This is a genomic window from Micromonospora krabiensis (assembly GCF_900091425.1).
GTDB lineage: Bacteria > Actinomycetota > Actinomycetes > Mycobacteriales > Micromonosporaceae > Micromonospora > Micromonospora krabiensis.
In genome coordinates, this window is sequence record NZ_LT598496.1 from 17,625 (window position 1) to 42,096 (window position 24,472).

The following is a 24,472-nucleotide window of genomic DNA, read 5'->3' on the forward strand; positions in this document are numbered from 1 at the left end:
AGGGCCCGGCGGCGGAGGCTTGGAATGAACCGGCAGCTGTAGTGATGACCGTTGACCTGCCGCCTTCGCTTGAAGCTCCGGAGGCGAAGCGTTAGGAGTGCGCGGGCAGACGCAGCAATAGCCGCTCGGCGCATGAGGAGTTGCGCTGAGTAGCCGATCGCCGTACCCAGCTCAAGCCCATACGGTTGGGACGTGGCAGAACGACTCACTGGCGCAGAGTTCATCGCCCGGGCACGCGAAAAGCACGGCGACACGTACGACTACTCGCTTACCCGGTACGTCAACAGCCAGAGCAAGGTGACGATCGTCTGCCCCGAGCACGGAGAGTTTCAACAGGTGCCGGCGAAGCACCTCTTCGGGCAGGGGTGTGCCTCATGCGGGGGCCGGGTTCGGCTGACGACCCAGCGCTTCATCGCCAGGTCCCGCCGGGTCCACGGCGACCGGTACGACTACTCACTGGTCGAGTACGTGAACAATCGGACCCGGGTCACGATCCTCTGCGGTGATCACGGGCGATTCCACCAACTGCCGGACGGCCACATGTCCGGGGCGGGGTGTCCGCGATGCGCCGACAGGGAACGCGGACTCGCGCGGACGGGTACGACGGCGGAGTTCCTCGCCGCGGCCGCTGAGGTGCACGGCAACCGGTACTTTTACGGCGACGTGCGGTATGTCAACAGCCGGACCAAGGTTACGATTATCTGCGCTGAGCACGGCCCGTTCGATCAGGTGCCGGGCAGTCACATTAACGGGGTCGGCTGCCCGGCCTGCGGCAACGCGCAGCGATCCCGCAGGCTCACCAGTTCGACCGGGGATTTCGTCCGCAAGGCGCAGATCGTCCACGGTGAAACGTATGACTACTCGCAGGTCGAGTACGTGAGGGCCCAGCTCAAGGTGACGATCGGCTGCCTTACCCACGGTGGGTTCCGGCAGACGCCAAACGGCCATCTGAGCGGTCAGGGCTGCCCTTCCTGCGCGCAGGAGTCCATTGCCCGCAGGCGGACCGACACCGTCGAGTCCTTCGTGGCGAAGGCGTTGCGGTTGCACGGCGACCGGTACGACTACTCGCAGGTCGAGTACCGGCACAGCCAGGTCAAGGTGACTATCGTCTGCACCGAGCACGGCCCGTTCCGGCAGATCCCTTCAAGCCACCTGGTCGGCGCCGGATGTCCGACATGCGGGAATCATGCGATCGGCGCGGCCAAGGCGGACACGACGGTGTCCTTCGTGCGGAAAGCACGAGGTGTCCACGGCGAGAGGTACGACTACTCACAGGTCGACTACGCGCGCAGCCAGGTGGCGGTCACTATCGTCTGTGACGAGCACGGCCCGTTCCGCCAGGTTCCCAACGCCCATTTGAGTGGCCAGGGCTGTCCCGAGTGCGGGTTCCGCAGCATCTCCGCGGCGCGGGCCGGGAGCCTCGACTCCTTCCTCGACAGGGCTTTCGTCGTGCACGGCAGCCGGTTCGACTACGCCCGGGTGGTGTTCGCCGGCTCGCATGTCAAGGTGACGATCCTGTGCCGCGACCACGGGAAGTTCGAGCAGACACCGGCCAGCCATCTCAATGGGTCCGGCTGCCCGTCGTGCGCGGTCGAGGTGCGGCGGATCGCCATCGCCGGCACCTCCGAGCTGTTCATCGCCCGAGCTGTGGTCGTGCACGGCGACACCTACGACTACTCCACGGTCGACTACCGCAACGCGATAACGCCGGTCGCGATTATCTGCCCTCTGCATGGCCGGTTCACGCAGGTGCCGCCCGTGCACCTGGGCGGGAGTGGTTGTCCCCGATGCTCGACGTCGAAGGGGGAGAGCGCAGTCGCCCGCTATCTCACCGCGCTTGGTTTGGACTACGAGCACCAGTGGCGCGATCACGACTGCCGAGACGTCCGGGGTCTTGCGTTCGACTTCGCGCTCCTCGATCACCGGTTGCTGATCGAATTCGACGGGATACAGCACAGCCAGCCGGTCCGTTGGGGCTCGATGTCGCAGGAGCAGGCCGAGGCGCAGTTCGACGCCGTACGACGTCGTGACCGCATCAAGAACGACTGGGCGGCGAAGAATGGCTGGACGATGCTGCGCCTAACCGATGCGACCACCATCGAAGAGGAGCTGACCTCCGCCCTCGTCGCCCGTGGACACTCTGTACCTTGTGGGGCTCGTAAAGCCGGTTCGGCTACGCTGCCTGCGAATACTCGTTGATCAGCCCGCCGAGGATCGGGCGCCGTCGGACCCTGGCGGCGGTCAAGTCACTGACTCCCGACGGCGGGTTGGGCGGCTGCTGGCCGAGCGATCGATGTGGGCGGTGGCTGCTGTAGTGGGCCGGGTACTCGGTGAGGACGGCCGCGAGGTGGCGCTCGCCGACGATGAGTATCCGGTCGGTGCATTCCCGGCGTACGGGGCCCACCCATCGGTCGGCGAACGCGTTCGCCCGGGGTGCCCGCGGTGGCGTCTTGATCACGTCGATACCTTCGGCGGCGAACACCCCGTCGAAGACGGCGGTGAACTTCGCATCCCGGTCGCGCAGCAGGAACCGCAGCCCAGCAGCACGCTGATCGAGGCCCATGAGCAGGTTGCGCGCCTGTTGCGCCACCCAGGCGCCGGTCGGATGGGCGGTCACCCCGACAACGTGGACCTCGCGGGTGGTGATCTCCACGAAGAACAGCACGTAGATCCGCTTGAGCATCACCGTGTCGACCGTGAAGAAATCGCACGCCAGGATCGTGTGCGCCTGGGCGGTAAGGAACTGCTGCCAGGTCGGTCCGGACCGGCGTGGTGCCGGGTCGATCCCGGCCCGGTGGAGGATCTTCCATGCCGTACTGGCCGCCAGCTGATGCCCGAGGTTGAGCAGTTCGCCTTGAATCCGGCGGTGCCCCCACGTCGGGTTCTCCGCCGCAAGTCGCAGCACCAGGTCACGGACCTGCTTGTGGACAGGTGGCCGGCCGGGTCGTGCGCGCGGGTACGTCCCGCGCAGGGCGACCAGCTCACGGTGCCACCGCAGCAGCGTGGCCGGGGTGACGAAGAACGCCGACCAACGGTGGTGGGGCAGCAGCCGCGACAGCGCCGCCAGCACCACCCGGTCGGCGGGTTGCAGGTTGGGGCTTTTTCTTTTACGGCAGCCCGCACCTCGGTCGCCTCTGTCGGTCGATGCCGGGTCCGCTCCATTCAAGCCGACACCATCTGAATCCAAGTCGCGTTGTCGGACGAAAGGCGCGCCATGATCACCTCTTGCGTGCGATCTGCAGCCGCGACTCACGGATGGACCTTGACCAAGGTTCAACTTTTACGCCAGCGAGTGACTATTTGGCTGCGGGGATCGGTTCAGGCCGTAACTCCTCGGCTGTGACATGCTGGCCGACTGGCCGGTCGATCCATCGTTTACCTTGGCCGGGCCGCCGGTATATCGGCTTGTCGTCCTGCGATGTCCACAAGACGATGTCGATCAACTGAAGGTCTGGTAGGTCGTGGATCTCGGGAACGGTTGGTGTCACGGCATCCCGCAGGGCCGCTATCTCGGCGCGGTGGATGCGAATCCAGATCGCCAAGGCCCGAACGACCTTGTCGATGCGCTCGCGGCGGTCCAGGCCGTGCTGGCGCGCCTTGTTCGAGAAGCCCTCACGGTTGAAGCCGAACACCTCCGCAACGTGTCCGTCGAGCACGGGAACCGCGTGGGGCCGATACAGGGCACCCATCTTGGTGATCTTGGGCCCCCAGACACCGTGGTACCCGAAGTGGCACAGGTTGACAACCGTGGCTACGCCGTCGTCGTCCATCGTGTGCAGGTCGGTGTCCTCCGGTACGGCGGCAACTCGGGCTGCAAAATCGCGTCGGCGGTCACGGGAGAATCCGGCCACGTCTTCGATGTCTACTCGGCCGGCGAGCGCGTTGGCGTAGAGCAGTGACCAGGTGGTGACCTGATCGAACAGGCCGGAGGTATGAGTGCTGCGGGCGGCGAGATGGTATGTGACCCATCCGCTGCGCGGCTCGGTGCAAAAGGCGAGCACTCGTCGGGCTGCATCCGTCACGGGCACCGGAGCCAGCACGTCACCGTCAAACCCTGCCGCTGCCGGGTCGATGACCATCTCGGGGAGAGCAGTAGTCACAGCGACACCGTACGGGCTGGTCTCCTGAAGATCGACGGACGACCCTGCCGTGGCAAGTCGTAATGTCGAGCAGCAGGTCGAACGTGTCGAAACCGTCGGGGTTTCGCGCACCGGCTGCTCGAAATCGACGCCCCACTGGACCGGGCCGCCGGCGATTGGACGGTAGAGGCGAACGCTGAAATCCGTGTCGAGGCCGTACCAGGCCAACATCAGGTTGTCTTGCCAGGTCCACCGGCTCAGCGCCCACTTGCCGCTGGCCATGTTCGGGATGCCCGCCTTGCGGATGTGGTCGTCCCTCGTCAGCATCCACTGGACCCAGGTCGCCGGAACCCACGACTCGACACCAGGCCAGCAGGCGAGGCGTGATCCCGGACTGGATGTCGTACCCCGGCGGTACGGTCGGCATCTTCGAGGCGAAGTCGGGAATGGACGGCCCGCCAGCGAGGTTGGTGACCGTGGGTTACCGATGAGCCCGGCGGTCGCTCACCGATGCGATGGTTTGACCGTATAGGAGAGAGATGGGCGTAGACGAGGCGTTCGATGAGTTCCAGAAGACCGTGGACGCCGAGCGGCTGCAGGTGGTGTTGGCCCGCGCTCGGCGTGACATATTCAAGGAGGCGTTCGAGGCCGAGAGTGACGTCGCGGAGGTGTTCGGGTCGGGTTCGCTGCGCCGCAGCACACAACTCAAGCCAATCCACGACGTGGACCTGGTGGTCGTGTACGCGGAGGACGACCACCCGGATTGGGGCCAGCCCGGCGACTCGGCCGAGGAGGCCCTGGACTACACGCGGGGGCGGGTCAACGCGTTGCTGGGGGCGACCAACGGCACCATCGACAAGTTGGTCCGGCTGGCCCGCTGGCGCAACCACGCGGTGAAGTGCTTCATCGACGACCCGGACGACCCGGAGGCATTCACCGTCGACACGATGCCGGCGCTTCGGCAGGCCGATGGCACGCTGCTGATCCCCGAGGCGCTGTCGCAGACGTGGGTGACCGCGGACCCGGAGGACCTCATCCGGCGCGTGGCCAGCCATCATGCGGACTGGGCGTACTTCCGGCCGATCGTGCGCGTCCTCAAGGACTGGCGTCGCTCCGTGAAGGTCGAGGGCAAGATCAAGTCGCTGCTGATCGAGGTCCTGGCTCTCGAATGCATGCCCCGCTCCGGGAGTCGGGCCGAGGCGTTGCGGGCGTTCTTTACGGCCGCGGCGGTGCGGGTGAACACGCCGATCGAGGACCCGGCGGGCCACTGCGGTCTGATCCAGCCGGACCTGGACAAGATCGGCCTTCGGGCCGCGCTGGAGGAGGCGTCGGAGATTGCCACACGCGCGTGCGAACATGCGGCGGCCGGCGACACGGACGACGCGCTGCGGGCCTGGCAGGAGATCTTCGGCGAGGACTTCCCGGCACCGGCGAAGAAGAAGGCCAGCCCGGCCGTGACCGGACCCGCGTTGATCGTTCCTCGGCCGATCAAGGACGCCCCGCAGGGCTGACCGATGACACCTGACGATGGCGGCGCGTTGACGTGGTGGCAGTGCGAGCCGCGCCGGCTCGCCCGTGACGAGGCCGAGATCGGAAAATGGTTTCCCGGATTGCAGTGGGTCGACGAGGGCGCGGGCGCATGGGTTGGGCGGCTGCCTCGGTGGCCGTTCGACCGGCCAGAGCCCGCCGGCCTACCGGCGCTGGTCGGCGAGGAGGGGCTGGAGGCCCTTCTCGTGTACGGGCACGCCTACCCGATGGTCGCGCCGTTGATCTATCCAGGTGATCCGAGACCGGGGATCGCCCAGCGCGCGGACCACAAGTGGCACGTCAACGGCAACGGCAGCCTGTGTCTGCTGCAGGACGATGCCACATGGAACGGCCGCGGGTCTGTGCTGGACCTGCTGCTGAAAGCGGCTGGCTGGCGGGTGGAGTACGCGCTGATGAAGGCTGGCGTGATCGAGGCAATGACCTTGCACGGCATCGTCGACGACGCGCAGTCCGATCACCTGATCGCGGTCGCGGCCAAGGCCATCGAGGCTATCGGTGATCAACCGGCAGAGCGTGAACTGGATGGCGCCACGTGAACCGGCTACTGGTCATGGTCCCGCGCGAGGGCGTTGACCGACTGCGTGCCGCGGGCAGCCACGGAAGTGCGACCTTCAGGGTCTCCGACGCCGAGAACGTCGGCTACCTGTGCGCGATCTCCGTGAAGGAGGGGCTGACCCTCCCCGTAGGGATGACGCCGCGTACGCATTTCCTGAACTCCGGCGAAGCTCGCCAAGGGGGCTTCTGGTACCGAGCCACAGCGGACCTCCACGTCCATGGGATGGCCGCGGGACACCGCCAGAGCGCGCTGACCGTCGCGTACTTCGCCGAGCAAGTACGCTCCGGGTTCAAGAACCCGGGCCGCAGCGACTACATCGCGTTGACGTATGCGCCCAACGCGGAGATCGACCATCCGGGGGCCGGGGTCGCCGAGTTCGCGGCCTGGCTCGTGACCGCCGACGGCGTAAAACCCTTGGACGTGGCGTGCGAACCGCAGGTCGTCGGCGACGCGCAACTCGTCCCTCAGTGGCCGGTCGACCCGCTGGCCGCAGCAACGGTAACGGTCGTCGGGACCGGCAGTATCGGTGGCGCTACGGTGCACGCCCTCGCCGATTACGGCGTAGGCCGGCTGGTGCTCGTCGACCCGGACCGCCTGCTGTGGCACAACCTCGTGCGTCACGTCAGCGGCCCGGCGCAGGTCGGCAAGATGAAGGTCTTCGCCCTCCGCGACGACCTTGAAAAACTGCGGCCCGACATTCACATCGAGCCGCACGCTCTCGACGTCATCCGCGACGCCGACAAGGTTCGACCGCTGCTGGCCCGCAGCGACCTCGTCGTGTGCACCGCCGACGGTGTCGCCCCGCGCCGGGTCGTCAGCCACCTGGCCCGCCGCGCCGGGCTGGAGGCCGTACTCGCCTGCGTGCTGGAAGACGGCGGGATCGGTGAGATCCTGCGGCTACGGCCGTGGCCGGACCGGGGCTGCCTGGTCTGCCAACGGCAGGCTCTCACCGACGCCGGAGCGATCGATCCCGAGCCCGCCCTGGACGCCGGCTACGGCACCGGCACCCGCCACCGGCCTATGACCGCGGTCGGGTCGGACCTCCACCTGGTCGGCCAACTCGCCGCCAAGGCCGCCGTCGCCACGCTCCTGGAATGTGCAGGCCACCCGGACCAGCGGCTGCCCGGCGATCACGGACTGCTCGCGCTCCGCCCGAAACCAGGCTGGCCGCCGCCGTTCGACCTGGCCCGCGCCGGAGAACTGCGCTGGCTGGACGCTCGCCCGCCCGTATCCGGCTGCCCGACCTGCGAGGAACCGTGACGGTCGAGTCGCCCGTCCAGCGTGTTCATGTCACCGCCGCCGCCCACGCCGTCATCAGGCAGGAATGCACTCGCTCCCAGGACGGAAACGAGACCGGCGGCATCCTGCTCGGCCACGTCCACGACGGCGTGGCGGAAATCCGGGTCGCCGGCGGCCCCGGGCCGACGGCCGTGCGGCAGCCTGCCTTCTTCCTCCGCGACCTCGGGCACGCCCAGCAACTCGCGCACGACGCCTTCACCCGCGATGGCAGCATCTGGGTCGGCGAATGGCACACCCACCTCGCCGCCGCCCCGGTTCCGAGCGAACGCGACCTCGCCACATACGCGCGGCTGCTCGCGGACCCCGACCTCGGCTTCGAGACCGTCGTCGCGATCATCGCCGTCGCGAACCCCCAGTGGGAGCGGCCAGCGGCATACGCATGGGCTTGCTTCGGCAACCACGCGGTCGCCGTCCCCCTGGTCCTGGTCACCGACGACCAACGCCCGACCTAACGGAGGACCACCGATGACCTCGCCCGAACCCGAACCTGCCGCTGGCTCGCTGTCCCGTGTCGGAGCATTGCGATCCGGGTTCTACTACCAGGACCTCATCGCCTGGTCAGCCGCCCTGCGCGTCCTCCAGCCCAACGCCGGGTACAACCAACTGGAGATCGAAGTCAACGGGGCCGGCAACGTGGACGACGTCATCCTGCGCGCCATCACCGACCGTCACCGCTACGCGCAGGTGAAGTGGGCGGCCAAGACCGCCGACCTCATCAACGATGGCTACCTGACCGGCGTGCCGAAGAAGGGCAAGTCGCTGCTGCAGAAGTTCCACGGAAGTTGGAAACTGCTGCGTGACCGAGACGACGTCCCGCCGAGCCTGGAACTGACCACCAACCGCGCTCTCGACCCGATCGATCCGCTGCTAAGCCTCGTCGACGGACGCTCCGACTGCCTCAACCCGGCGGCACGCCTCGCAAGTCCTAACTCTCCGGAGGGGCTCCGCATCGATGAATGGGCGCGCCACCTGCAATGCGATCGCGATGACGTGCTCGCGATGCTCGACGGACTCGTGTTCAAGGTCGGCCTGACCGTCAGCAGTGAGAAGGATCGCGCACAGGCACTCATGCTCGCTAACGGACTTCAAGCCGACAACGAGGCCCTTGATCGCGGTGTTGCCCTCATCGACAAATGGGTACGCGAAGGCAGGCGAATCCTCACTCGCGAGGACATCCGCAAGGAGGTGGAGCGAGTGAACCTGCGCGCCGACGACCCTCGCGCCGTACTTCTCGTCCAGGCGATCAAGCGCGAACCGCACCCCGACGACGCCACCGTCGTCCTCGACTGGGTCGACCTTTACGACGGCGACACGCCACCGCTGCGACGCCAACCACGCGACCCAGCCGACTGGGCGACCATGAGCAACGACATCGACCAAGCCGTCGACACCCTCACCGTCCAGGGCAACAACGACATCGTCCTACGCGGCTTCATGCGCCAGGCCACCTTCTTCACCGTCGGCGCACGCCTCGCCCAGGTCAGCGGCACCACCATCACTTACCTGCAGAACGGCGTTGCCTGGACGTCGAACGCGAAACACGTACCGGTCTCCGCCCCCGACGATGTCACGACCACTGTCGGCAACGGCAACGAACTGGCCGTGGCCATCGGCATGAGCGTCGACCCGACGACCGCGGTCTCCCGACACGTCACCGACGCGAACCTCCCGATCGACAGGATTCTCACTCTGCTGCCCGCCGACGGCGCACACGATCAGTCCGTCGCCGGCGCCGGCGAGGCCGTCGCCTATGCCCAGGCGCTACGCAACGCTATCCGCCAAGACCTCGAATGCAAGCCCGCCGCTCGTGTCCACATCTTCCTCGCCGGGCCCGGCGGCCTTGCGCTTCTGCTCGGACACCGGTGGAACCGGGTTGCCCAGACAACGGTCTATGAAGACCTTGGCGCTGGGCGTGGCTACGTCCCGGCGTTCGAGGTCGATGCCTAACTGGCGGTCGGCGGACTCCGCTGGTGCATCGGCAGCCCGGGGCATCAAACTCGCAGTCCGCTACGAAGCCACCGTCCACCTCGCCGCCATCAACGAGTGGTTGTGAGCGACTTCGACGGGCCCTGGCAGACCGAAGACCTGGCGGAGGTGTCCGAGTGGTTGACCGGCTGGACCGCGGCGGGGATCGAGGGCGTCTTGTAGGCATGATGCGGTTGACCGCTCGACCGCTGCCTCGGATCGCCGGCAGGCATACCCAACTGGGGTCCGCGAAGCCGTGCGCCGACCTGGGTGGTTACCGTGCGGGTTTGATCAGTTTCATGGTCATGCGGGAGTCGGCTCGGGCGATTGCGGGGGCTCCCAGCAGCTGGGTGGTCAGCCAGCGTTCGTAGGCGTCCATGTCGGCGATTTGGACGCGGATCAGGTAGTCCGGGATACCGAACATACGGCGCAGCTCCACGACCTCGTCCATCGCGGCGATGCGGTGTGCGAACGCCTCCACCGCGGTAAACGCCATCGGCGCCAGGTCGACGTGGAGGAGGACCTCGAACCCGCGTCCGAGTTTGGCCGGGTTGACGACCGCCGTGTAACCGGTGATGACCCCTTCGGCCTCCAGGCGGCGTACCCGTCGTAGGCAGGCGCGGTAGCGAGGTCTTCGCCGTCGCCACCGCACACCGGTACCCGTGGTGCGCAGTGGCGAACGGAACGGACTTGTCGGGGTCGGGGCTCACACGGGCCTGTTAGACCGAATCCCCTGGAACCGGGTCGTGATCTTTATCGGCACGGGGCCACCGGGTTCCAAGGCGCCGCTTGTCTCTGATCTGCGTAAGCCACCCGCATCGATCGCCTGCTGCACTTCGACCATGTGCTTGTGCAGCGTACGGCCGTCGCACGCCACAGGCTCTCCGACCATCCACGCACGAGCAAGGTCGGCCATGTCGACTATAGCGAGTTGGCTGGCCAGCTCGCTCGCGGAGATGCCCTGGAACCGGAAGTCACGGACCCGGGCTCGCGCGACAAGGTAGCGGTTGCGGGCGACCGCCATCCAGGCGTGCGACTGGATGGCGCCGGTCGCCGGGTCCCGCGTCCCGAACATGTCAGGAGCGTGCGACGGGATCCGGCCGGCGTCACACGCTCCGTCCAGCATCACTCGTGCTTGCTGGTCGAGCGCGTTCACGTCGAACCCACCGCTGCCGTTCGGGATGCAAAACATGAACGGCACGTACGGCTCATCCAAGGGAATGACGCCCGAGGCCTGCGCCGCGGCGAACGCCTCAGACAGGTAGAACGTCCCTACCGCGTAGTTGAGCACGGTCCAGCGGCCACGCCTTCTCGTGAAGTCGCTGGTGATCCGCAGCAGCGGTAGGCCGGCCCATTCGGCCAGCTGGTCCTTGACGATGTCCCGGCGTCGGGTTTCCGGGTCAGTCCAGTGATGCGCGCCGTCGAGTTCGACGGCGAACTTCGGCGCGGAGGTCTCAGCGTCGACCATCACGAAGTCGAAGTGCTGGGCCAGTCCTGTCCATCGGGCGTTTCCGGGCCACGAGTCGACGTCGATGACGTCGGCGACGCGCACCTTCGGCAGTAAGCGGTCGCCGTTCTCGGCGGCGATGGTACTCAGCAGACGGTCGGTGATCTTTTCGTATCGATTCACCAGCACGGCGTGCAGCCGCCCTTGCTCGTTCACGGTCCTTGCATAGCAGAGGCCGAGGGCTGAGTGGTGGCCTGCTCGTGTCGACGTTTGCCGAGCGGCTTGGGTTTCTGGCGGTGACCGCTCTAGTCTGCAGCGATGACTGGCCGGGTCGTCGAGAACATGGGCTGTCACCTGTGGCTCTCCGTCCGGGATCGCGGTCGTGGCCACAACGCCACGGGGCAGCCCGGTTGCCCGGAGGCAGCGCACCCGTCGTCGGCCCGCGCGGTGCGCCACTGCTGATACGCCGCGTAGATCCGCTGCAGCCCGTCGTGCTCGTCGCGTAGCTCGAGGAACTCGTCCAGCAGTCGGAACAGCGTCTGCTTGGCCGCGATGTCGTTATCGGGCGTAAGGTTCTCAGCGCCGTCGGCTGACTCTGGTTGCGCGAGTTTTTGCACGAGCGCCCACCACACGAGGTTGTCGCCGCAGCCGGCACGGGTGATGAGCCACTCGCGGAAGCCGGCCAACAGCGCACGTGCATTGCCCTGGTCACAGCCCTCGACGTAGGCGACGACGGTGGCGAAATCGTCGCGCGGCAGATACATCCGTGGACGGGCTGCCACCAGGGCAAACAACTCCCGATAGCTGGCGATATACACCGTCATTCGCCCTGCCTCGCTCGCACGTCGGGCAGGAACCGCCGCAGGTCGCCAGCGAGTCTGCTCATCTGCGCACCGGCTTCGACCCACGTCGTAACCGACGCCGACCAGCCGTCCGCGCGCGTGAGCCACGGTTGAAGTGTCCATCGTAGGTCCACCCAGCCACGGGAGTGGTAGCTGGCGTCGACCGTGAGATGGTTGCTCGACCAGCTACGTTTCCCGGTCCAGCCCCGAAAGTCGTCTGCCAGTCCCGCCACGAAGTCGGGCAGGTCGACATCGTCCCAGACCCACACCTCTACAGGGCTGAAGCGCGCACGCATCCCATCCGCCTGGAGCTCGACCGAGAACCCGGTGCCGTACTCATCCGGGAAGTACCGGTCATACAGTCGAACGGTGGCGTCGGGGTTTTCGACGCAGCGGATGACCAGTTCGTCGGGGTCGGCAGGGGCGTGGCGCATCCGGCGACGATATCGGTTCGTCAGAGCCGTTCGCCTGCGTGTATGCGGTAGGCAAGACGTTGCCCGGCGCTGCGGTCTGCTGCCAGGATGCAGCGGTGATGCTTCCCGGCTACCTCGACGGGTTCAGGCCCGCGCCTGATCCGTCGACCTTGTTCGACGCCACCGCGTGGCTCGACAAGCCCGCGGTGTGGCCCGCGCTGCTGTGGGCGGTTGGCGGGGCGAGCACGGCAGTGGATGCCTTCGACATCGACCCGGCGGACACCGACGTGATGCTGACTCAACTCAGCATGCCTGATCGCTGGCCGGTCTTCACGGTCGACCTGGCCAGCGGCCATCGTATTCATCTCGTATGGCGCAACTTCGACGGCGACGCCGGCTGGGACTACATGCTCGCTGGCGACGCGTTCGACGGCCCTGTTCCGCTGGCGATGTTGGAAGGGCACTTCCGCGGACCGGGCCTTTCCTGGCCGGAGCTTGTCGTGGTAGCCGACCAAGGCGCCGCGACGCTCGACTGGGCACAGCGACTGCTGCTGGTGCTGCCAGCGCTTGGCGATATCGACCTGCCCGCAGAGGCCGCCGAGATCGTGGCGGGCGCCATCACCGCGGTCGGTGCCATCCGTCGTCGACAGGACGTGGCGGGGGAACTGCTTGCGGCGAGCAGACGCTTCTGGGGAATGCAGCAGTGGGCCGACCGCGACGGGGCGCCGACATGCCTCGGGCAGCACAGTTTCCGCGGTGCTGGCGCGTCTATCGAGCACCGGTTGGCCATCGCAGCCGCGCTGGGTGAATGGTCATGACTGCTCAGGGCAGGTATCGGCGATGATCGGGTCTTGGGTTCACATCGGCCGGCTCTGGACCAACGGCGAGCCGTTCCTTGCGATGGATGCCGATCTTCGATCGGCATGGCGTTGCTTCAGCGACGACCAGTTCGAGCACGTGGTCGAGCTGGGCTACAGGGACACCGGCGTCCCGGTCGGCGACGGTCGAGTTTGGCGACCGACAGAACCCACGACGGGGCGATCCGTGACGGGCGTTTCCGAAGCAGCCGTCCGCAACATGGAACACCGGAACACATCGTCGGGTTCCTCGCCGAGCGGGCGCCATATTCATGCACGGGACGGCTCGCCATCCTGAGAAGCGGTCACGAAGTAGCGGCTCACGCCTGGAGGGTTCCGGCGGTCAGGGTGCCCTTTCCGAAGAGAAGCGCGCCGGCCGTCTCGTGCTCGTACAGGCCGGCGATCTGCCGGTCGACGACCAGTCGGCCGCAGATATTGCCATCATGGTCGATCCCGATAAGGACGCCCGTGCGGTGCGCTGCCACGAACCCGAAAGCCGTTTCGATCAGCCCCACCAACCGGTTGTCGATGTGTACCCGCTGACGCACCTCGCCTGCGTTGGACTCGATCGCGACCAGGCCGTCGGCCGCAGGCAACCAGACGAGGCCACCCACGACGAGGGCCGCTCTCGGCAGTCCCGCTCCGGTCGTTGAAAACATGCGGGTGCCGGGTGCCGCAAGATCGATTTCCACTGGGCTCCCAATGCGCTGGCAACAAGGAGCCGCCGCGCCTCGAGCGTCGCGAACACCGTTCGTGAATCGTCGCTGACCACCGGCTCCGGTAGTGACCACGCGTTGACCTGGCTGCCGTCACGGGGATCGATCAACCGGATCTCGCCGGTAGCCGGATCGGCGAGCAGCACCTGCGCACCGACAGCCATCGGAGCCACGGTCGTGACCCGGCCGGGAGAGCGCCAGAGCGGTGCCCCATCGCGCAGGTCGAACGCCATCAGTGGCGTGTAGCCCCTCCAGCCACCCACCAGCACAACGCCTCCAGCGGAGACGATATGGCCAGTGAACCCGGGAAGGTCGGCGCTCCACAACCGTTGACCAGACGACAGGTCGAAGCACACCAACTGGGGAATGTTCTGTGCGATTCCCAGGCACCGGTCGCCGACAATCACCACCGCCCGTGGCCAGGTTCCGAACGGGGCATCCCAGACGGTGGCGCCATCACGCAGATCGACACCGACCAATCGCGTGGAACGCTCATGAACCACTATCAGGTCGGGTGCGGCTGCCCAGCCTCCGAACGCGCTGGACGAACCATGCTGGTGCAGTTGCCGCCGCCACCGCGCTTCGAAGATCACCCAGCGAGCGAACCAGACACTGAAGCGCGTTGCAATGTTGATGCGGAGAGTCAACGAGCGAGCGAGAGGGCGCCTGACGGCAGGCCGGCGGGAACCTCGCAGGTTCTCGCCGGCCTCCGGGGCCTACTCGTCGTTGACGGCGTCGGTGAACGCTCGAAGCCCAAGGCCCGGCGCCAGCGCCCCGGCAAGCCAGGTGACACGGTGGTCACCGGCGGCCAGCCCAGCACGGGCGACCGCGCACCAGCCCTCGCGATTCAGCAGGGAAAGGTAGCCGGCCACGACTTGTTCCCGCCGGCCTTCCGGCCAAGCTATTCGTCCGGCCGAAGGCTGATGCAGATATTCAGCCAGTTGCGCCGCGATCAAAAAGCGTTCCACGGACGGCTCCAGACGACTGGCGTGTTCGCAGTGGGCCTGCAAGACGGCGGCGGCGGGCGGGTAGTGATCGAGCGTGATGCCCGTGCCGCCGCTGTCAGCCATGATGGTCAGCAGCAGGCCGGTGTGATCGACCAGCTCGCTGTCGGGCTTCGCTGCGGTGATCGCCTCATGCAGGTGCGCTGCGGTGGCGACCTTTCCGGCGAAGTAGCGGTTGAGGTAGTCGCCATCACACGCACGCCGCAGCATCCAAGGCCTCGCCGCAGCGCTGCCAACCTTGCACAACGACTCCACGACATACACACGCCCCCAGCCCGTGACCCGCTCGGCCAGCCACAGCAACGCCTCCGAGCCGCCACACCACGACCGCCGTTCCAGCGCGCATGCGGCCAGCGGACCGAAGCGGTTCGACAACAAGCCGATCGTCTTGATCAGCGGAAGGTCGTCGTCATCCCAGAGGGTGGCCAGCAAGGCCAGGCCAACAGTCGCAGCGCAGCGATCGGTGGCGTGCTGGACAAGCCAGCGACCGGTTGCCCGGACACGGTCGGCATCCACGCGACAGGCCGCAGCCGCGATGTGATCATTAGGATGGATTGGAACATAAAGGTCATGGAACGCCCCGGCGAGATCGCCTGGCACGGCGGATCGCTTGGCAAAATGCGCATCCAGGACCGTAGCGACGTCAGCACCTTCACGACGCCGATCCTCCGACGCTCGAGGACGAGACTTCCGACCTCGATGCTGCTCGTCATCCGGATACGGCTCGCCATCACGGGAAAGGGGCGTATCGGGATTCTCTCGATGCGATCGCAGCGCGTAATTGAACAGCGAAAGCTGGGATCCGAGCAGTCCAGGCTCGGGTGTCACGCTCACCGGCGGACGGAGGACTCGATTCTTTCGATCATGCCCACATCATGCCAGGCACTTCAGCCAGGCAGCAAACCCTCCCCGGATTAGTTGACCTCCAGGCCAAGTGCAGATAAGCACCTACCACTTGGAACAAGAAACCCTGCCGGGGCCGGCTCGCCGCCCATGCCGACGCGGTCGACACTGAGCCCTTTTCATCGTGATCGTGCTGGTCACGGCGGGTGTGGGTAACCCGGAGATCGATGAGGGCGAGGCTCCAGGTAAGACAGCAGTCGACCAAGATCCGATGCCCCGACCGGGAGCCTCGCCGTGCTGTCTTACCCCGCCACGATTCCGCTGTCCAGTCGAACCCTGAGCCACCTCGCCGAGTGCATCCGCGGCCACCGTCGGCAGCGTCGATCCCGGTGGCGGCGTCTGGACCCCGGTCGGCAAGCCCTGCTCACCCTCGCCCACCTGCGCAACGGCGACACCTACACCCGCCTCGCAGCCGGGTTCGGCATTGGCGTCACCACCGCCTGGCGCTACGTCCGCGAAGCTGTCGACCTGCTCGCCGCAGCGGCCGACGATCTGGCTACCGCGATGGAGCGCATCCGCAAGCTGGCATACGCGATCCTCGACGGCACGCTGATCCCGATCGACCGGGTCGCCGATCAGAGGCCCTACTACTCCGGGAAGCACAAGCGGCACGGCGTGAACGTGCAGGTCATCGCGGACGCTGCGGGTCGCCTGGTCTGGGCATCGGCTGCGCTGCCCGGCGCCATTCATGACCTGAGCGCCGCCCGTGTTCACGGCATCATCGACGCGCTGAGCAGCGCGGACGTGATGACGTTCGCGGACAAGGGCTACCAAGGAGCCGGCGGGAGCGTGCGCACGCCGTTCAAGCGCCACCGCTACCGGCCGAAGCTGTCCCGCCGGCAGGAGGCCGTCAACCGCGCACATGCCCGTGTCCGCGCCCGCGGCGAGCGCGCCATCGCCACGCTCAAGACCTGGAAGCTCCTGACCAAGCTGCGCTGCTGTCCCCGCCGCGCGACCGCGATCGTGCAGGCCATCCTCGTCCTGCACCGCGTCGAGACCAGCCCCTACTCATGATGAAAAGGGCTCACTGTTCTCCGCGTCGGTATCGACTGGTCCGAACAGGGCCGTACCCACGCGACGCATGCACCCGCGCCGCGGCCTCACCGACGCGGACTACCGCGCCATCGCGCAATGGCTGCAGAAGGAAGGTTCTGCAGCGTAACCCCTATAGAGTGACCAAATGGGACACCGCGGACTGCGGTGGGTAAGCTCTATGCAGAGCCGAAAAAGGCGGAGAAGGGGAGAAGAGTCACAAATCAATGAGGCTGGTGAGGCAGCGCCCCAGGAGCCACTCCACCGTGAAGGTGTCGAGACCGGAACGCCGCCGTGATCAGCCGCTAGATCAACTGGATCGACGCCGACAGCGTCGGACCCGGTTGGGTTTTGGTTTGTGTTGATCCTCGGACACCAGTCTTCGTGCGAGGTCACGGGAGCTCACCACCCTGGTGGCTCCCGATGAGGACACTCCGTAGCGTCCGTGCGAACATCGAAAATCAGGGCCCTCGGTGCCACGCGCTGAGGCCGCGCAAACGGCCTCGGCGGTCGCCATGACGGCCGCCCGGCAACCTTCCCGCCGACGCTTCGACGAGCAGCTGATCGGTGCGGTCATCCCCATCCCGCTTCCGCGCTCGGCACCGCCACCAGCCCCGTGCCGGAGCTGCCCGCAGCCGTCCCAGCTGCGCGGGAACCGGTCAACGGCGTCGGCTTCGACATGGCCCGCCCCGATGCCGACGGGCGGGTGGCCGCCCGGGCGCTGCTGCGGGCGCTGGGCTGGCCTGCCGGTCACCGCCTCCACATCGACGTCGCCGACGGCATGCTCTTGATCACCGCCGCACCCGACGGGAGCATGCCGTCGGCGCCCGCGGCGCGCTACCCCTGCCGATCGCGGCCCGGCAGATGTGCGGCATCACCTCGCACCAGGTGGTGTTGCTGGCGGCGATCCCGGCGCGCGATCTGCTCGTCGTGCACCCCTCGAACACCACCACGCCGCCGTCCTCAAAGGTCCTTCCCATGCCGGCTGATCCGTCATCGCCCAGCAGATCCTCGCGCACCTTGGACTCACCCCGGCCGACCTTGCCGTCCACCCCGAGCCGGCGCGTCGTATGCCGACGGTTGCCGAGTACGTACCCCGCGTCCAGGCTGCGGCCAGCCCGGGTACCCGCCGTACCTACTGGAACTGCATGGCGGCCACGCTCGACCATCTGCGGTTGGACGAGGTGACCGCCGGCGACATCGAGACCCTCATGCGTCAGGTCACCGCCACCGCCTGCTCCCGACGCACCGGTCGGCAGGGCCGGCACGCCGGGGAGCACGTCATCGCGGCCGCGCGCGCCGTCTACCGCCGGGCCATCGCCGACGGCTACCTCACCGGGCGCGGTCCTGCCCACCGACCGGCTGTTGCGCTACCGCAACGGCCGGCCGATCAGCAGCCGCCGCTACGACCACCTTTGGAAACGCATCGGCGACCGCCTACCCTGGGTCGCCGATGCAGGGCATCTCCACCCACTGGCTCCGTCACACCGATGATGATCAGACGGTGCGGGTCGGGCGCGAGGGGCTCCTCGCTCGGTCCCTCCGCACCGATCCTCGGCGGCGGGCGGTGGGGTGGACTTTGCCTCAGGCAGTGGGGGTGAGGTCGGCGAGGAGGTCCTCCACCCGGGCGCGGATCTCGTCACGGACGCGACGGACCATGGCGAGGTCCTGTCCGGCTGGGTCCTCAAGCTTCCAGTCCTCGTACCGCTTGCCGGGGAAGGCCGGGCAGACGTCGCCGCAGCCCATCGTGATGATGACGTCGGAGGCTTCGGCGGTGGCGTAGTCGAGGATCTTCGGCTTGTTGGCGGTGATGTCGATGCCGACCTCCCGCATCGCCTCGACGGCCACCGGGTTGATCTGGTCGGCGGGCTCGGAGCCTGCGGAGCGGACCTCGACGGCGTTGCCTCCGAGGCGGCGCAGCCAGCCGGCGGCCATCTGGGAACGGCCGGCGTTGTGCACGCAGACGAACAGGACGCTGGGCTTGGACATCAGATGCCTTCCTTGCAGTACAGGTCATAGGGCCGATTCATGGGCGCCTCGTTGCGGGGCGCAGGCAACGACCGGTCTGGGTCGCTGTTGCGGTTGAGCAGCCGGTAGCGGCCGGCGGGACGCGGCGGGTTGGGCAGGTGGCGGTACCGCACCTCAATCTCACGGCGCTCCGGGTCGCAGTGGCTCATCGGCGGTGGTCCAGTGCCGGGTCGCGTTCCTCGGCAGGCACGACGACCTGGTCGGCGGCCCGCCCGGCGTCGGGGTAGAGCGCGGCGAGCAGGCCGACGCCGACCGCCAGCCCGACCAGTTGGGCGATGACGAATCCGGGGACGGAAGCGGGTGCGATGCCGGCAAAGGTGTCGGTGAAGGCACGGCCGATCGTCACCGCGGGGTTGGCGAACGAGGTCGACGAGGTGAACCAGTACGCCGCCCCGATGTACGCGCCGACCGCGGCGGGGGCGACCAGGGCGCGGCCGGAGCGGGCCAGGGCGAAGATCAGCAGGATCAGCCCGGCCGTGGCGACGACCTCGCCGAGCCACAGGTGGCCCGCAGCGCGGTCCTTGCTGGCGAAGTCGACGGCGGCGAGGTCGAACATCAGGTTCGCCAGCACCGATCCGGCGATCGCGCCGAGGACCTGGGCGACCGTGTAGCCGGCGAGGTCGCGGGCGGTGAGCCCGGTTCCGGCGCGGCGACCGAGGAACCAGTCGGCGGCGGAGACGACGGGGTTGAAGTGAGCGCCGGAGATGGGACCGAAGATGAGGATCAATGCGGCGAGTGCGAAGGCGGTAGCGGTGGAGTTCTCCAGAAGCTGGAGGCCGACGTCGCCGGGGGAGAGAGTGGCGGCCATGATGCCGGAGCCGACCACGGCGGTGACCAGCAGGGCGGTGCCGACGAACTCGGCCAGCAGGCGCCGCCAAAGTGCGATGGTCATCAGTCTGTTCTCTCCCATGATCTGAGGGACCCCGACTCGCCGGGGATGGTTACCAGGTGGTGGTGACGTTCAACTCGTCGAGGAGCCGGCGGACCCGGCGCTCGAGCTCATCCCGGATCGGCCGGACGCCGACCAGGTCCAGGCCGGCGGGGTCCTCGACGTTCCAGTTCTCGTATCGGGTGCCGGGGAAGACGGGGCAGGCGTCGCCGCAGCCCATGGTGACCACGACGTCGGCGGCGCAGACCACCTCGTCGGTCCACGGCTTGGGGAACTCCTCGGAGATGTCGATGCCACGTTCGGCCATCGCTGCGATCGCGGCGGGGTTGATCTCGATGCCGGGTTCGCTGCCGCCGGACCAGGCGATCGCGTGCTCGCCCGACAGGTGGGTGAAGAAGCCCAGGGCCATCTGCGAGCGACCGGCGTTGTGGGTGCACAGGAACAGCACCACGGGACGGCCGTCGCGGTGGTGACCCTCGACCCGGGCGAGGGCCCGCAACCGCTGGCGGGCGAACCGCTCGGCGAGCAGCGGGAGGTAGTTCGGGATGCTGGCGGCGGTGGCGAACTGGTCGTAGCTGGTGTGCAGGAACCGCTCGATGGTCTCGGCGCTGTAGATGCCGTCGAACTCGTCGGCCAGCCGGGTCGCGGCGGTGTGCAGGGCGAGCTGCTGGTCGAGGGTGATCTCGTGTTGGAGGTGGGCGCTGATATCGGTCATCGGGTGCCTCTCAACATGGTGGTGGGGGCGAGGCGGTCGACGCGGTCGGCGAGGTCGGCGTAGGCCGCCTCGAACGCTTCGTCGGTGTCGATGCGGACCGGGTCCGGCACGGACCAGTGCAGGCGGGGGCGGACCGGTCCGGTGAGTTCTTCGTGGGCGTTGTCGCAGACGGCGATGACCAGATCGTCGTCGCGCACGACGTCGTTGACGTGTGCCGTGCCGGTCGCGCCGAGGTTGAGGGCGTGGCGGTGGGCCACGGCAAGCGCGCGGGGATGCACTCGGGCCGCGGGCTTGGTGCCGGCCGAGGCGGCTTTCCCGTGGGTGCGTCGCTTCCACAGGGCGGCGGCCAGCTGGGAGCGGGCGGAGTTGTGGGTGCAGACGAACACCACCCGTCCCACATCGGCCAGCGGGGCAGGTGTGAGCGCCGCCAGGGCGGCGGGCTGAAGCCGCAGGTAGGTGCGCCGCCGGTCGCCCTCGGACCGGCCGCGGACGACGAGGCCGGCCTCGGTGAGCACCTTGACGTGGTGGGCGACGAGATTGGTCGGCATGTCGAGGGTGTGGGCGATCTCGCCGGGGGAGGCGTCGCCGAGGCTGAGCGCGTCCACGATCGCCAGGCGCGCGGGTTCGCCGAGTGCGGCGTGAATACGTGCGCGCCCGGCCAGGGAAGCAAGCTCAGCGTTCATTGACTCAACTATCGCTGAGTAAACGCCGGGAGTCAAACCTGCGGGAGCCTGAGGCCTGCGGTTCGGGCGTCGGGCGGGCGTTGGGGAGGGTCGGGTGGTCGTCGGCGACTGGTCAGCAGCAGGTCGCCAGGTAGGACTGCAGCTCGGCGAGGGCGGCGAGCGCGCCGTCCCGATCCGCCCGGTAGTACGGCTACCGACCCGACCTCGCGTACCTCGAGCCCCTCGGCGCCCTCGACCATGGCGCGCCCCGGCAGGTGGGCGGGATCTCCACCACCCATCCGGGGCTGGTCTACCTCGGGTTGGAGTTCCAGCGATCCTTTGCCTCGAACACCCTGCGCGGAGTCGGCCGCGACGCCGCGCACGTCATGACCGCCCTCGCCGCTCACGTGTCCCGACGGCCTCGAAAAGGCCGGAAGCGGGAAGCGGATGTCGCCTCGCGCACGGGATCCGGCGCTCAGCGCTGATCGCGTTCGGGGATCGGTGCTGGTAGGTGGGTTCCTCCGGCGGTTTACGCCTGCGACGAGGGGGCCGGCTCGACCGCCAGCAAGCCGGCGAGCTGGCGCAGGATCCCCGGGCGGGCCCGGTAGTAGACCCACGTGCCCCGCCGTTCGGCGTCGACCAGGCCCGCCTCGCGCAGCGTCTTGAGGTGGTGCGAGATCGTCGGCCCGGTCAGGTCGAACGCCGGCGTCAGGTCGCACACGCACGCCTCCCCGTCCTCGGCGGAGGCGATCATCGACATCAACTGCAGCCGTACCGGGTCGCCCAGGGCCTTGAATGCCGGCGCGAGCACCGCGGCCGTCTCGGCGGGAACCCGGCTCTGCGCCAGCGGGGGACAGCACGGCGCGTCGGCGTTGAGATCGATGACGGCGAGGGGTGCCTCTTGCTTTGACATGCCTCTAGGTTGACATCTCTCTAATCAACATGCAACTCTCTGATTCGACGGACGTCAAGACAGCCGTCATGAGGAAAGAGGTCCCACCATGTTCGGCTTCACCCGCCGGCCGCGCACACCGCTGCCTGGTGTGCGGTTCTGCGACTCCTGTGCCCAGGTGTCCACCGCGGCCCAGCGCGCCGAGCGGCGTCTCGACCGTGCCCGCACCATCGCCTACACGCTGACCAGCCCCCGCTGAGGAGAGGATTCGACATGAGCCAGAACACCCCCACGGCCGGCGGTTTCTCCGGCGACCCCGCCGCCGCGCTGCAGGTCACCGGGTCCGGCGCCTGCTGCGGCAGCCCCGCCCAGGCCGTCGGCGGGATCCTTCCGCCAGCCGGCGAGACTGCGAACGGCGACCCGTGCTGCGGCACCCGGCAGGCCGCCCAGGCCGCCGACTCGTGTTGCGGCACCCAGGCCAAGGCCGACGCCGTCACCTCCGGACAGGGGTGCTGCTCGTGACCACCCCGAACGAACTCCCGGAACTGCTCGGCGACGTCAGCGCCGACCGGATGACGGCCACGATCGCCGTCCTCGCCTCCGATCCCCTGGCCGGACGGCGCGTCGGCTCGGCCGGCGGCGCGACAGCCCGCGCCTGGCTCGTCGACCAGCTCACCGACCTCGGCGCGGCGGTCCGTGTCGAGGAGTTCCCGGTCCGTGGCGTGCCGCAGGTGTACGAGGCGCTGACGGTCACACGCGGCGACCGGAGCGGCTCCGCTCGGTTGTTGTTCGGCCGGCAGGTCGCGATCCACCCGGCCTCCGCCGACAGCTCCGACACCCGGCGTGGCGGCCTCGGTGTCGCGGGCAGCGATGACCCGGCGGGGCGGTGGCTCGTCGTGCCGGCCGAGGTGAGCCTGTTCGACGCCTACCGCGACACTCGCGGCGCCGCCGGGCTGCTGGTCCGGCGGCCGGTCGACGCCGAAGGCTGGCAGTTCACCATGCTCGCCGGACCCGATCCGGGGCCGCTGCCGGTGCTGACGCTCGACCCCGACACCCACCGGGCCGTTCTCGCCGCCGCCACCGCGGGCGGTGGCTGGCTGGCCGGTGCCACGCCGCTGCGCCGTGACGACGTCACCGGCACCAACATCCACGCCCGGCTCCTCGAGCCGGTCCCCGGCGGCATGGACCTGCTGCTCAGCGCGCACTACGACGGTGTCGGCGATCATCCGGGGCTGCGCCTGCCCGGAGCTTCGGACAACGCCACCGGCGTCGCCGTGGTCCTCGAAGCCGCCCGCATCCTCACTGCTGCACTGCCCGCCGGGGTGGGACTGTCCGTCGCCCTGCTCGACGGGGAGGAGGTGGGCGCGCTCGGTTCCGCCCACCATGCCGCCCAACTCCGCGCCGAAGGGGCCGCGCCGCTGGCCATCAACGTCGACGGTGCCGGCCGCCTGGAGGGAGCGGCGGCGGTGGAGGCTGGTGGCCCCGCCCATCGCCTCCTTGCGTTGCTCGACCAGGCCGGCCGGCACACCGGCCTCCCTCTGGCAGCGGGACCTGTGGCGTCGGACAACCGCCGCTACGGCGGTGCCGGTTTCGCCGCGGTCGGGATCGGTGCCGGGATGGGCGGTTACCACAGCCCTGCCGATACCCCTGACAAGGTCGACCCGGCCACTCTGGTCGCGATCGCCCGCCTCGTTGTCGCGACCGCCCACCTTGCCGGGGTGGCACCTGCTAGCCTTTCATCGTCAATCGGCGATAAACGATAGAGGGAGTGGTGGTGGGCGACCTGCTCGACCGGGACACCGCGCAGGCCTACGCCTCATGGTTCCGGGCCCTGGCGGACCCGAGCCGGGTGCAGATCGTGGAGTACCTGGCCCGGCGTGCCCGGCCGATGAGCGTGGGGGAGATCGTCGCCGCCGTCGGGCTCGCCCAGTCCACCGTCTCCCAACACCTGAAGATCCTGACCGAGGTGCGGTTCGTGCTTGTGGAGCCGGTCGGTACCGCCCGGCACTACCGCATCAACGACGCCTGCGTCGGCTGCTTCCCGTCGGCCGCTGATGTCGTCATGGGCCGCCCCGCCCCGAGCTCGAAGGGAGCCTGCTGATGGCCGACATCACCGTCCGCCGGATGACCTCGGACGACGCCGATCGTGTTCTCGCCATCTACCAAGCTGGCCTCGACGGCGGCAACGCCAGCTTCGAGACCATCGCGCCGACCTGGGCAGCATTCGATGCGGCCAAGCTGCCTGACCATCGCCTCGTGGCCGCCGACGCGGACGACATCGTGGTCGGGTGGGTGGCGGTGTCGCCGACGTCGAGCCGGGCGGTCTATGCCGGGGTGGTCGAGCACTCCGTCTACGTTGACCCCGCCGCACAAGGGCGTGGCGTGGCCCGGCTGCTGCTGGACTCGCTGATCGCCTCCACCGAGGCCGCCGGAGTCTGGACCATCCAGTCCGGCGTCTTCCCCGAGAACACCGCCAGCCTCGCCCTGCACCAGCGGGCCGGGTTCCGGGTCATCGGCATCCGCGAGCGGGTCGGCCGGCACCACGGGCGGTGGCGCGATGTCGTCCTGCTCGAGCGGCGCAGCCCCATCATCTGAACCCCTTCGGCTCCGCCCGCCCCAGCACCA

The 24,472-nt window shown here is 68.3% G+C and carries 28 protein-coding genes; 13 read left to right on the forward strand and 15 right to left on the reverse strand.

The genetic code is table 11. The features are described 5' to 3' along the window. Positions 1–192 precede the first annotated feature (192 nt). The gene (locus GA0070620_RS00025; protein WP_091587238.1) at positions 193–2,199 is read left to right on the forward strand and encodes a PDDEXK family nuclease; all 2,007 of its coding nucleotides are present in this window, start codon (positions 193–195) and stop codon (positions 2,197–2,199) included. Here the strand turns inward: GA0070620_RS00025 and GA0070620_RS33330 are convergent. Continuing rightward, entirely contained in the window at positions 2,174–3,166 is a 993-nt protein-coding gene (locus GA0070620_RS33330; protein WP_231922053.1) for an integrase core domain-containing protein, read from the reverse strand. The genes GA0070620_RS00025 and GA0070620_RS33330 overlap by 26 nt on opposite strands. 130 nt (positions 3,167–3,296) lie before the next feature. Next, positions 3,297–4,406 carry a DUF6308 family protein gene (locus tag GA0070620_RS00035; protein WP_091587240.1) on the reverse strand — a complete coding sequence of 370 codons (1,110 nt, stop codon included), beginning with the start codon at positions 4,404–4,406 and terminating at the stop codon, positions 3,297–3,299. Between the two features lie 212 nt (positions 4,407–4,618). Between GA0070620_RS00035 and GA0070620_RS00040 the strand changes: the two genes are divergently transcribed. Genes GA0070620_RS00040 through GA0070620_RS00060 form a run of 5 tightly spaced genes read left to right on the forward strand, consistent with a single transcriptional unit; the run spans position 4,619 to position 9,429 of the window. After that, complete coding sequence (locus GA0070620_RS00040; protein WP_091587242.1) at positions 4,619–5,590, forward strand: nucleotidyltransferase domain-containing protein; 972 nt, start codon at positions 4,619–4,621, stop codon at positions 5,588–5,590. Between the two features lie 3 nt (positions 5,591–5,593). Beyond that, a complete protein-coding gene (locus tag GA0070620_RS00045; RefSeq protein ID WP_091587244.1) occupies positions 5,594–6,163 on the forward strand; it encodes a hypothetical protein in 570 nt (189 codons plus the stop codon). Positions 6,164–6,177: 14 nt separating this feature from the next. Beyond that, on the forward strand, positions 6,178–7,443 hold the full coding sequence (locus GA0070620_RS00050; RefSeq protein ID WP_091597686.1) for a HesA/MoeB/ThiF family protein: 1,266 nt from the start codon (positions 6,178–6,180) through the stop codon (positions 7,441–7,443). Next, entirely contained in the window at positions 7,440–7,934 is a 495-nt protein-coding gene (locus tag GA0070620_RS00055; RefSeq protein ID WP_091587247.1) for a Mov34/MPN/PAD-1 family protein, read from the forward strand. Before GA0070620_RS00050 ends, GA0070620_RS00055 begins: the two co-directional genes overlap by 4 nt. 13 nt (positions 7,935–7,947) lie before the next feature. After that, the gene (locus GA0070620_RS00060) at positions 7,948–9,429 is read left to right on the forward strand and encodes an SAVED domain-containing protein (protein WP_157741457.1); all 1,482 of its coding nucleotides are present in this window, start codon (positions 7,948–7,950) and stop codon (positions 9,427–9,429) included. 292 nt (positions 9,430–9,721) lie between these two features. On the opposite strand, the gene GA0070620_RS00065 is transcribed toward GA0070620_RS00060, so the two are convergent. The 4 genes from GA0070620_RS00065 to GA0070620_RS00080 form a co-directional block, all read right to left on the reverse strand. Beyond that, positions 9,722–10,099: an Lrp/AsnC family transcriptional regulator gene (locus GA0070620_RS00065; RefSeq protein ID WP_197677504.1), complete on the reverse strand. Its 378-nt coding sequence runs from the start codon at positions 10,097–10,099 to the stop codon at positions 9,722–9,724. A gap of 54 nt (positions 10,100–10,153) precedes the next feature. After that, positions 10,154–11,110 carry a DUF2726 domain-containing protein gene (locus tag GA0070620_RS00070; protein ID WP_157741459.1) on the reverse strand — a complete coding sequence of 319 codons (957 nt, stop codon included), beginning with the start codon at positions 11,108–11,110 and terminating at the stop codon, positions 10,154–10,156. 134 nt (positions 11,111–11,244) lie between these two features. Beyond that, positions 11,245–11,718 (reverse strand): hypothetical protein, encoded by a 474-nt coding sequence (locus GA0070620_RS00075; RefSeq protein WP_091587253.1) that lies wholly within the window; start codon positions 11,716–11,718, stop codon positions 11,245–11,247. After that, complete coding sequence (locus tag GA0070620_RS00080) at positions 11,715–12,170, reverse strand: DUF6228 family protein (protein WP_172836354.1); 456 nt, start codon at positions 12,168–12,170, stop codon at positions 11,715–11,717. The genes GA0070620_RS00075 and GA0070620_RS00080 overlap by 4 nt, the downstream gene beginning before the upstream one ends. A gap of 95 nt (positions 12,171–12,265) precedes the next feature. Between GA0070620_RS00080 and GA0070620_RS00085 the strand changes: the two genes are divergently transcribed. After that, positions 12,266–12,967, forward strand: coding sequence for a hypothetical protein (locus tag GA0070620_RS00085; protein WP_157741461.1), 702 nt, complete (start codon positions 12,266–12,268; stop codon positions 12,965–12,967). A gap of 359 nt (positions 12,968–13,326) precedes the next feature. Here GA0070620_RS00085 and GA0070620_RS00090 read toward each other — a convergent pair whose 3' ends face one another. From GA0070620_RS00090 to GA0070620_RS00100, 3 genes are all read right to left on the reverse strand, one after another. Further along, on the reverse strand, positions 13,327–13,521 hold the full coding sequence (locus GA0070620_RS00090; protein WP_091587256.1) for a hypothetical protein: 195 nt from the start codon (positions 13,519–13,521) through the stop codon (positions 13,327–13,329). Next, a complete protein-coding gene (locus tag GA0070620_RS00095; protein WP_157741463.1) occupies positions 13,512–14,315 on the reverse strand; it encodes an outer membrane protein assembly factor BamB family protein in 804 nt (267 codons plus the stop codon). The genes GA0070620_RS00090 and GA0070620_RS00095 overlap by 10 nt, the downstream gene beginning before the upstream one ends. 123 nt (positions 14,316–14,438) lie before the next feature. After that, positions 14,439–15,560: a hypothetical protein gene (locus tag GA0070620_RS00100; RefSeq protein WP_197677505.1), complete on the reverse strand. Its 1,122-nt coding sequence runs from the start codon at positions 15,558–15,560 to the stop codon at positions 14,439–14,441. 303 nt (positions 15,561–15,863) lie between these two features. On the opposite strand from GA0070620_RS00100, the gene GA0070620_RS00105 reads away from it, so the two are divergent. Next, positions 15,864–16,643 (forward strand): transposase family protein, encoded by a 780-nt coding sequence (locus GA0070620_RS00105; RefSeq protein WP_091587259.1) that lies wholly within the window; start codon positions 15,864–15,866, stop codon positions 16,641–16,643. Between the two features lie 809 nt (positions 16,644–17,452). Here the strand turns inward: GA0070620_RS00105 and GA0070620_RS32495 are convergent. The 6 genes from GA0070620_RS32495 to GA0070620_RS00155 all read right to left on the reverse strand — a co-directional run bounded on the left by GA0070620_RS32495 (position 17,453) and on the right by GA0070620_RS00155 (position 21,868). Continuing rightward, entirely contained in the window at positions 17,453–18,016 is a 564-nt protein-coding gene (locus GA0070620_RS32495; RefSeq protein WP_157741465.1) for a hypothetical protein, read from the reverse strand. A 229-nt stretch (positions 18,017–18,245) separates the two neighbouring features. After that, entirely contained in the window at positions 18,246–18,653 is a 408-nt protein-coding gene (locus GA0070620_RS00125; protein ID WP_091587262.1) for an arsenate reductase ArsC, read from the reverse strand. 181 nt (positions 18,654–18,834) lie between these two features. Then, positions 18,835–19,581, reverse strand: a complete 747-nt coding sequence (locus tag GA0070620_RS00135) for an aquaporin (protein WP_091587266.1) — start codon at positions 19,579–19,581, stop codon at positions 18,835–18,837. Between the two features lie 49 nt (positions 19,582–19,630). Further along, positions 19,631–20,293, reverse strand: coding sequence for an arsenate reductase ArsC (locus GA0070620_RS33335; protein ID WP_091587268.1), 663 nt, complete (start codon positions 20,291–20,293; stop codon positions 19,631–19,633). Further along, complete coding sequence (locus tag GA0070620_RS00145; RefSeq protein WP_091587271.1) at positions 20,290–20,976, reverse strand: arsenate reductase/protein-tyrosine-phosphatase family protein; 687 nt, start codon at positions 20,974–20,976, stop codon at positions 20,290–20,292. Before GA0070620_RS00145 ends, GA0070620_RS33335 begins: the two co-directional genes overlap by 4 nt. A 508-nt stretch (positions 20,977–21,484) precedes the next feature. Next, positions 21,485–21,868, reverse strand: coding sequence for an ArsR/SmtB family transcription factor (locus GA0070620_RS00155; RefSeq protein ID WP_091587274.1), 384 nt, complete (start codon positions 21,866–21,868; stop codon positions 21,485–21,487). A gap of 88 nt (positions 21,869–21,956) precedes the next feature. On the opposite strand from GA0070620_RS00155, the gene GA0070620_RS32865 reads away from it, so the two are divergent. The 5 genes from GA0070620_RS32865 to GA0070620_RS00175 are packed head-to-tail and all read left to right on the forward strand — an operon-like array spanning position 21,957 to position 24,442. Beyond that, a complete protein-coding gene (locus GA0070620_RS32865) occupies positions 21,957–22,106 on the forward strand; it encodes a hypothetical protein (protein ID WP_172836355.1) in 150 nt (49 codons plus the stop codon). Between the two features lie 14 nt (positions 22,107–22,120). Next, the gene (locus tag GA0070620_RS00160) at positions 22,121–22,369 is read left to right on the forward strand and encodes a hypothetical protein (protein ID WP_091587276.1); all 249 of its coding nucleotides are present in this window, start codon (positions 22,121–22,123) and stop codon (positions 22,367–22,369) included. Further along, the gene (locus GA0070620_RS00165) at positions 22,366–23,610 is read left to right on the forward strand and encodes a M28 family metallopeptidase (protein ID WP_197677506.1); all 1,245 of its coding nucleotides are present in this window, start codon (positions 22,366–22,368) and stop codon (positions 23,608–23,610) included. The genes GA0070620_RS00160 and GA0070620_RS00165 overlap by 4 nt, the downstream gene beginning before the upstream one ends. A gap of 11 nt (positions 23,611–23,621) precedes the next feature. Then, positions 23,622–23,948 (forward strand): ArsR/SmtB family transcription factor, encoded by a 327-nt coding sequence (locus GA0070620_RS00170; RefSeq protein ID WP_377519717.1) that lies wholly within the window; start codon positions 23,622–23,624, stop codon positions 23,946–23,948. Continuing rightward, complete coding sequence (locus GA0070620_RS00175) at positions 23,948–24,442, forward strand: GNAT family N-acetyltransferase (RefSeq protein ID WP_091587279.1); 495 nt, start codon at positions 23,948–23,950, stop codon at positions 24,440–24,442. Before GA0070620_RS00170 ends, GA0070620_RS00175 begins: the two co-directional genes overlap by 1 nt. Positions 24,443–24,472 lie beyond the last annotated feature (30 nt).

Bases quoted from the DNA above. Each gene is read 5' to 3' on its own strand.
- GA0070620_RS00035 (WP_091587240.1), bottom strand. From the start codon at position 4,406: ATGCTGACGAGGGACGACCACATCCGCAAGGCGGGCATCCCGAACATG.
- GA0070620_RS00040 (WP_091587242.1), top strand. From the start codon at position 4,619: ATGGGCGTAGACGAGGCGTTCGATGAGTTCCAGAAGACCGTGGACGCC.
- GA0070620_RS00045 (WP_091587244.1), top strand. From the start codon at position 5,594: ATGACACCTGACGATGGCGGCGCGTTGACGTGGTGGCAGTGCGAGCCG.
- GA0070620_RS00050 (WP_091597686.1), top strand. From the start codon at position 6,178: ATGGTCCCGCGCGAGGGCGTTGACCGACTGCGTGCCGCGGGCAGCCAC.
- GA0070620_RS00060 (WP_157741457.1), top strand. From the start codon at position 7,948: ATGACCTCGCCCGAACCCGAACCTGCCGCTGGCTCGCTGTCCCGTGTC.
- GA0070620_RS00075 (WP_091587253.1), bottom strand. From the start codon at position 11,718: ATGACGGTGTATATCGCCAGCTATCGGGAGTTGTTTGCCCTGGTGGCA.
- GA0070620_RS00080 (WP_172836354.1), bottom strand. From the start codon at position 12,170: ATGCGCCACGCCCCTGCCGACCCCGACGAACTGGTCATCCGCTGCGTC.
- GA0070620_RS00135 (WP_091587266.1), bottom strand. From the start codon at position 19,581: ATGACCATCGCACTTTGGCGGCGCCTGCTGGCCGAGTTCGTCGGCACC.
- GA0070620_RS33335 (WP_091587268.1), bottom strand. From the start codon at position 20,293: ATGACCGATATCAGCGCCCACCTCCAACACGAGATCACCCTCGACCAG.
- GA0070620_RS00145 (WP_091587271.1), bottom strand. From the start codon at position 20,976: ATGAACGCTGAGCTTGCTTCCCTGGCCGGGCGCGCACGTATTCACGCC.
- GA0070620_RS00155 (WP_091587274.1), bottom strand. From the start codon at position 21,868: ATGTCAAAGCAAGAGGCACCCCTCGCCGTCATCGATCTCAACGCCGAC.
- GA0070620_RS32865 (WP_172836355.1), top strand. From the start codon at position 21,957: ATGTTCGGCTTCACCCGCCGGCCGCGCACACCGCTGCCTGGTGTGCGG.
- GA0070620_RS00160 (WP_091587276.1), top strand. From the start codon at position 22,121: ATGAGCCAGAACACCCCCACGGCCGGCGGTTTCTCCGGCGACCCCGCC.
- GA0070620_RS00175 (WP_091587279.1), top strand. From the start codon at position 23,948: ATGGCCGACATCACCGTCCGCCGGATGACCTCGGACGACGCCGATCGT.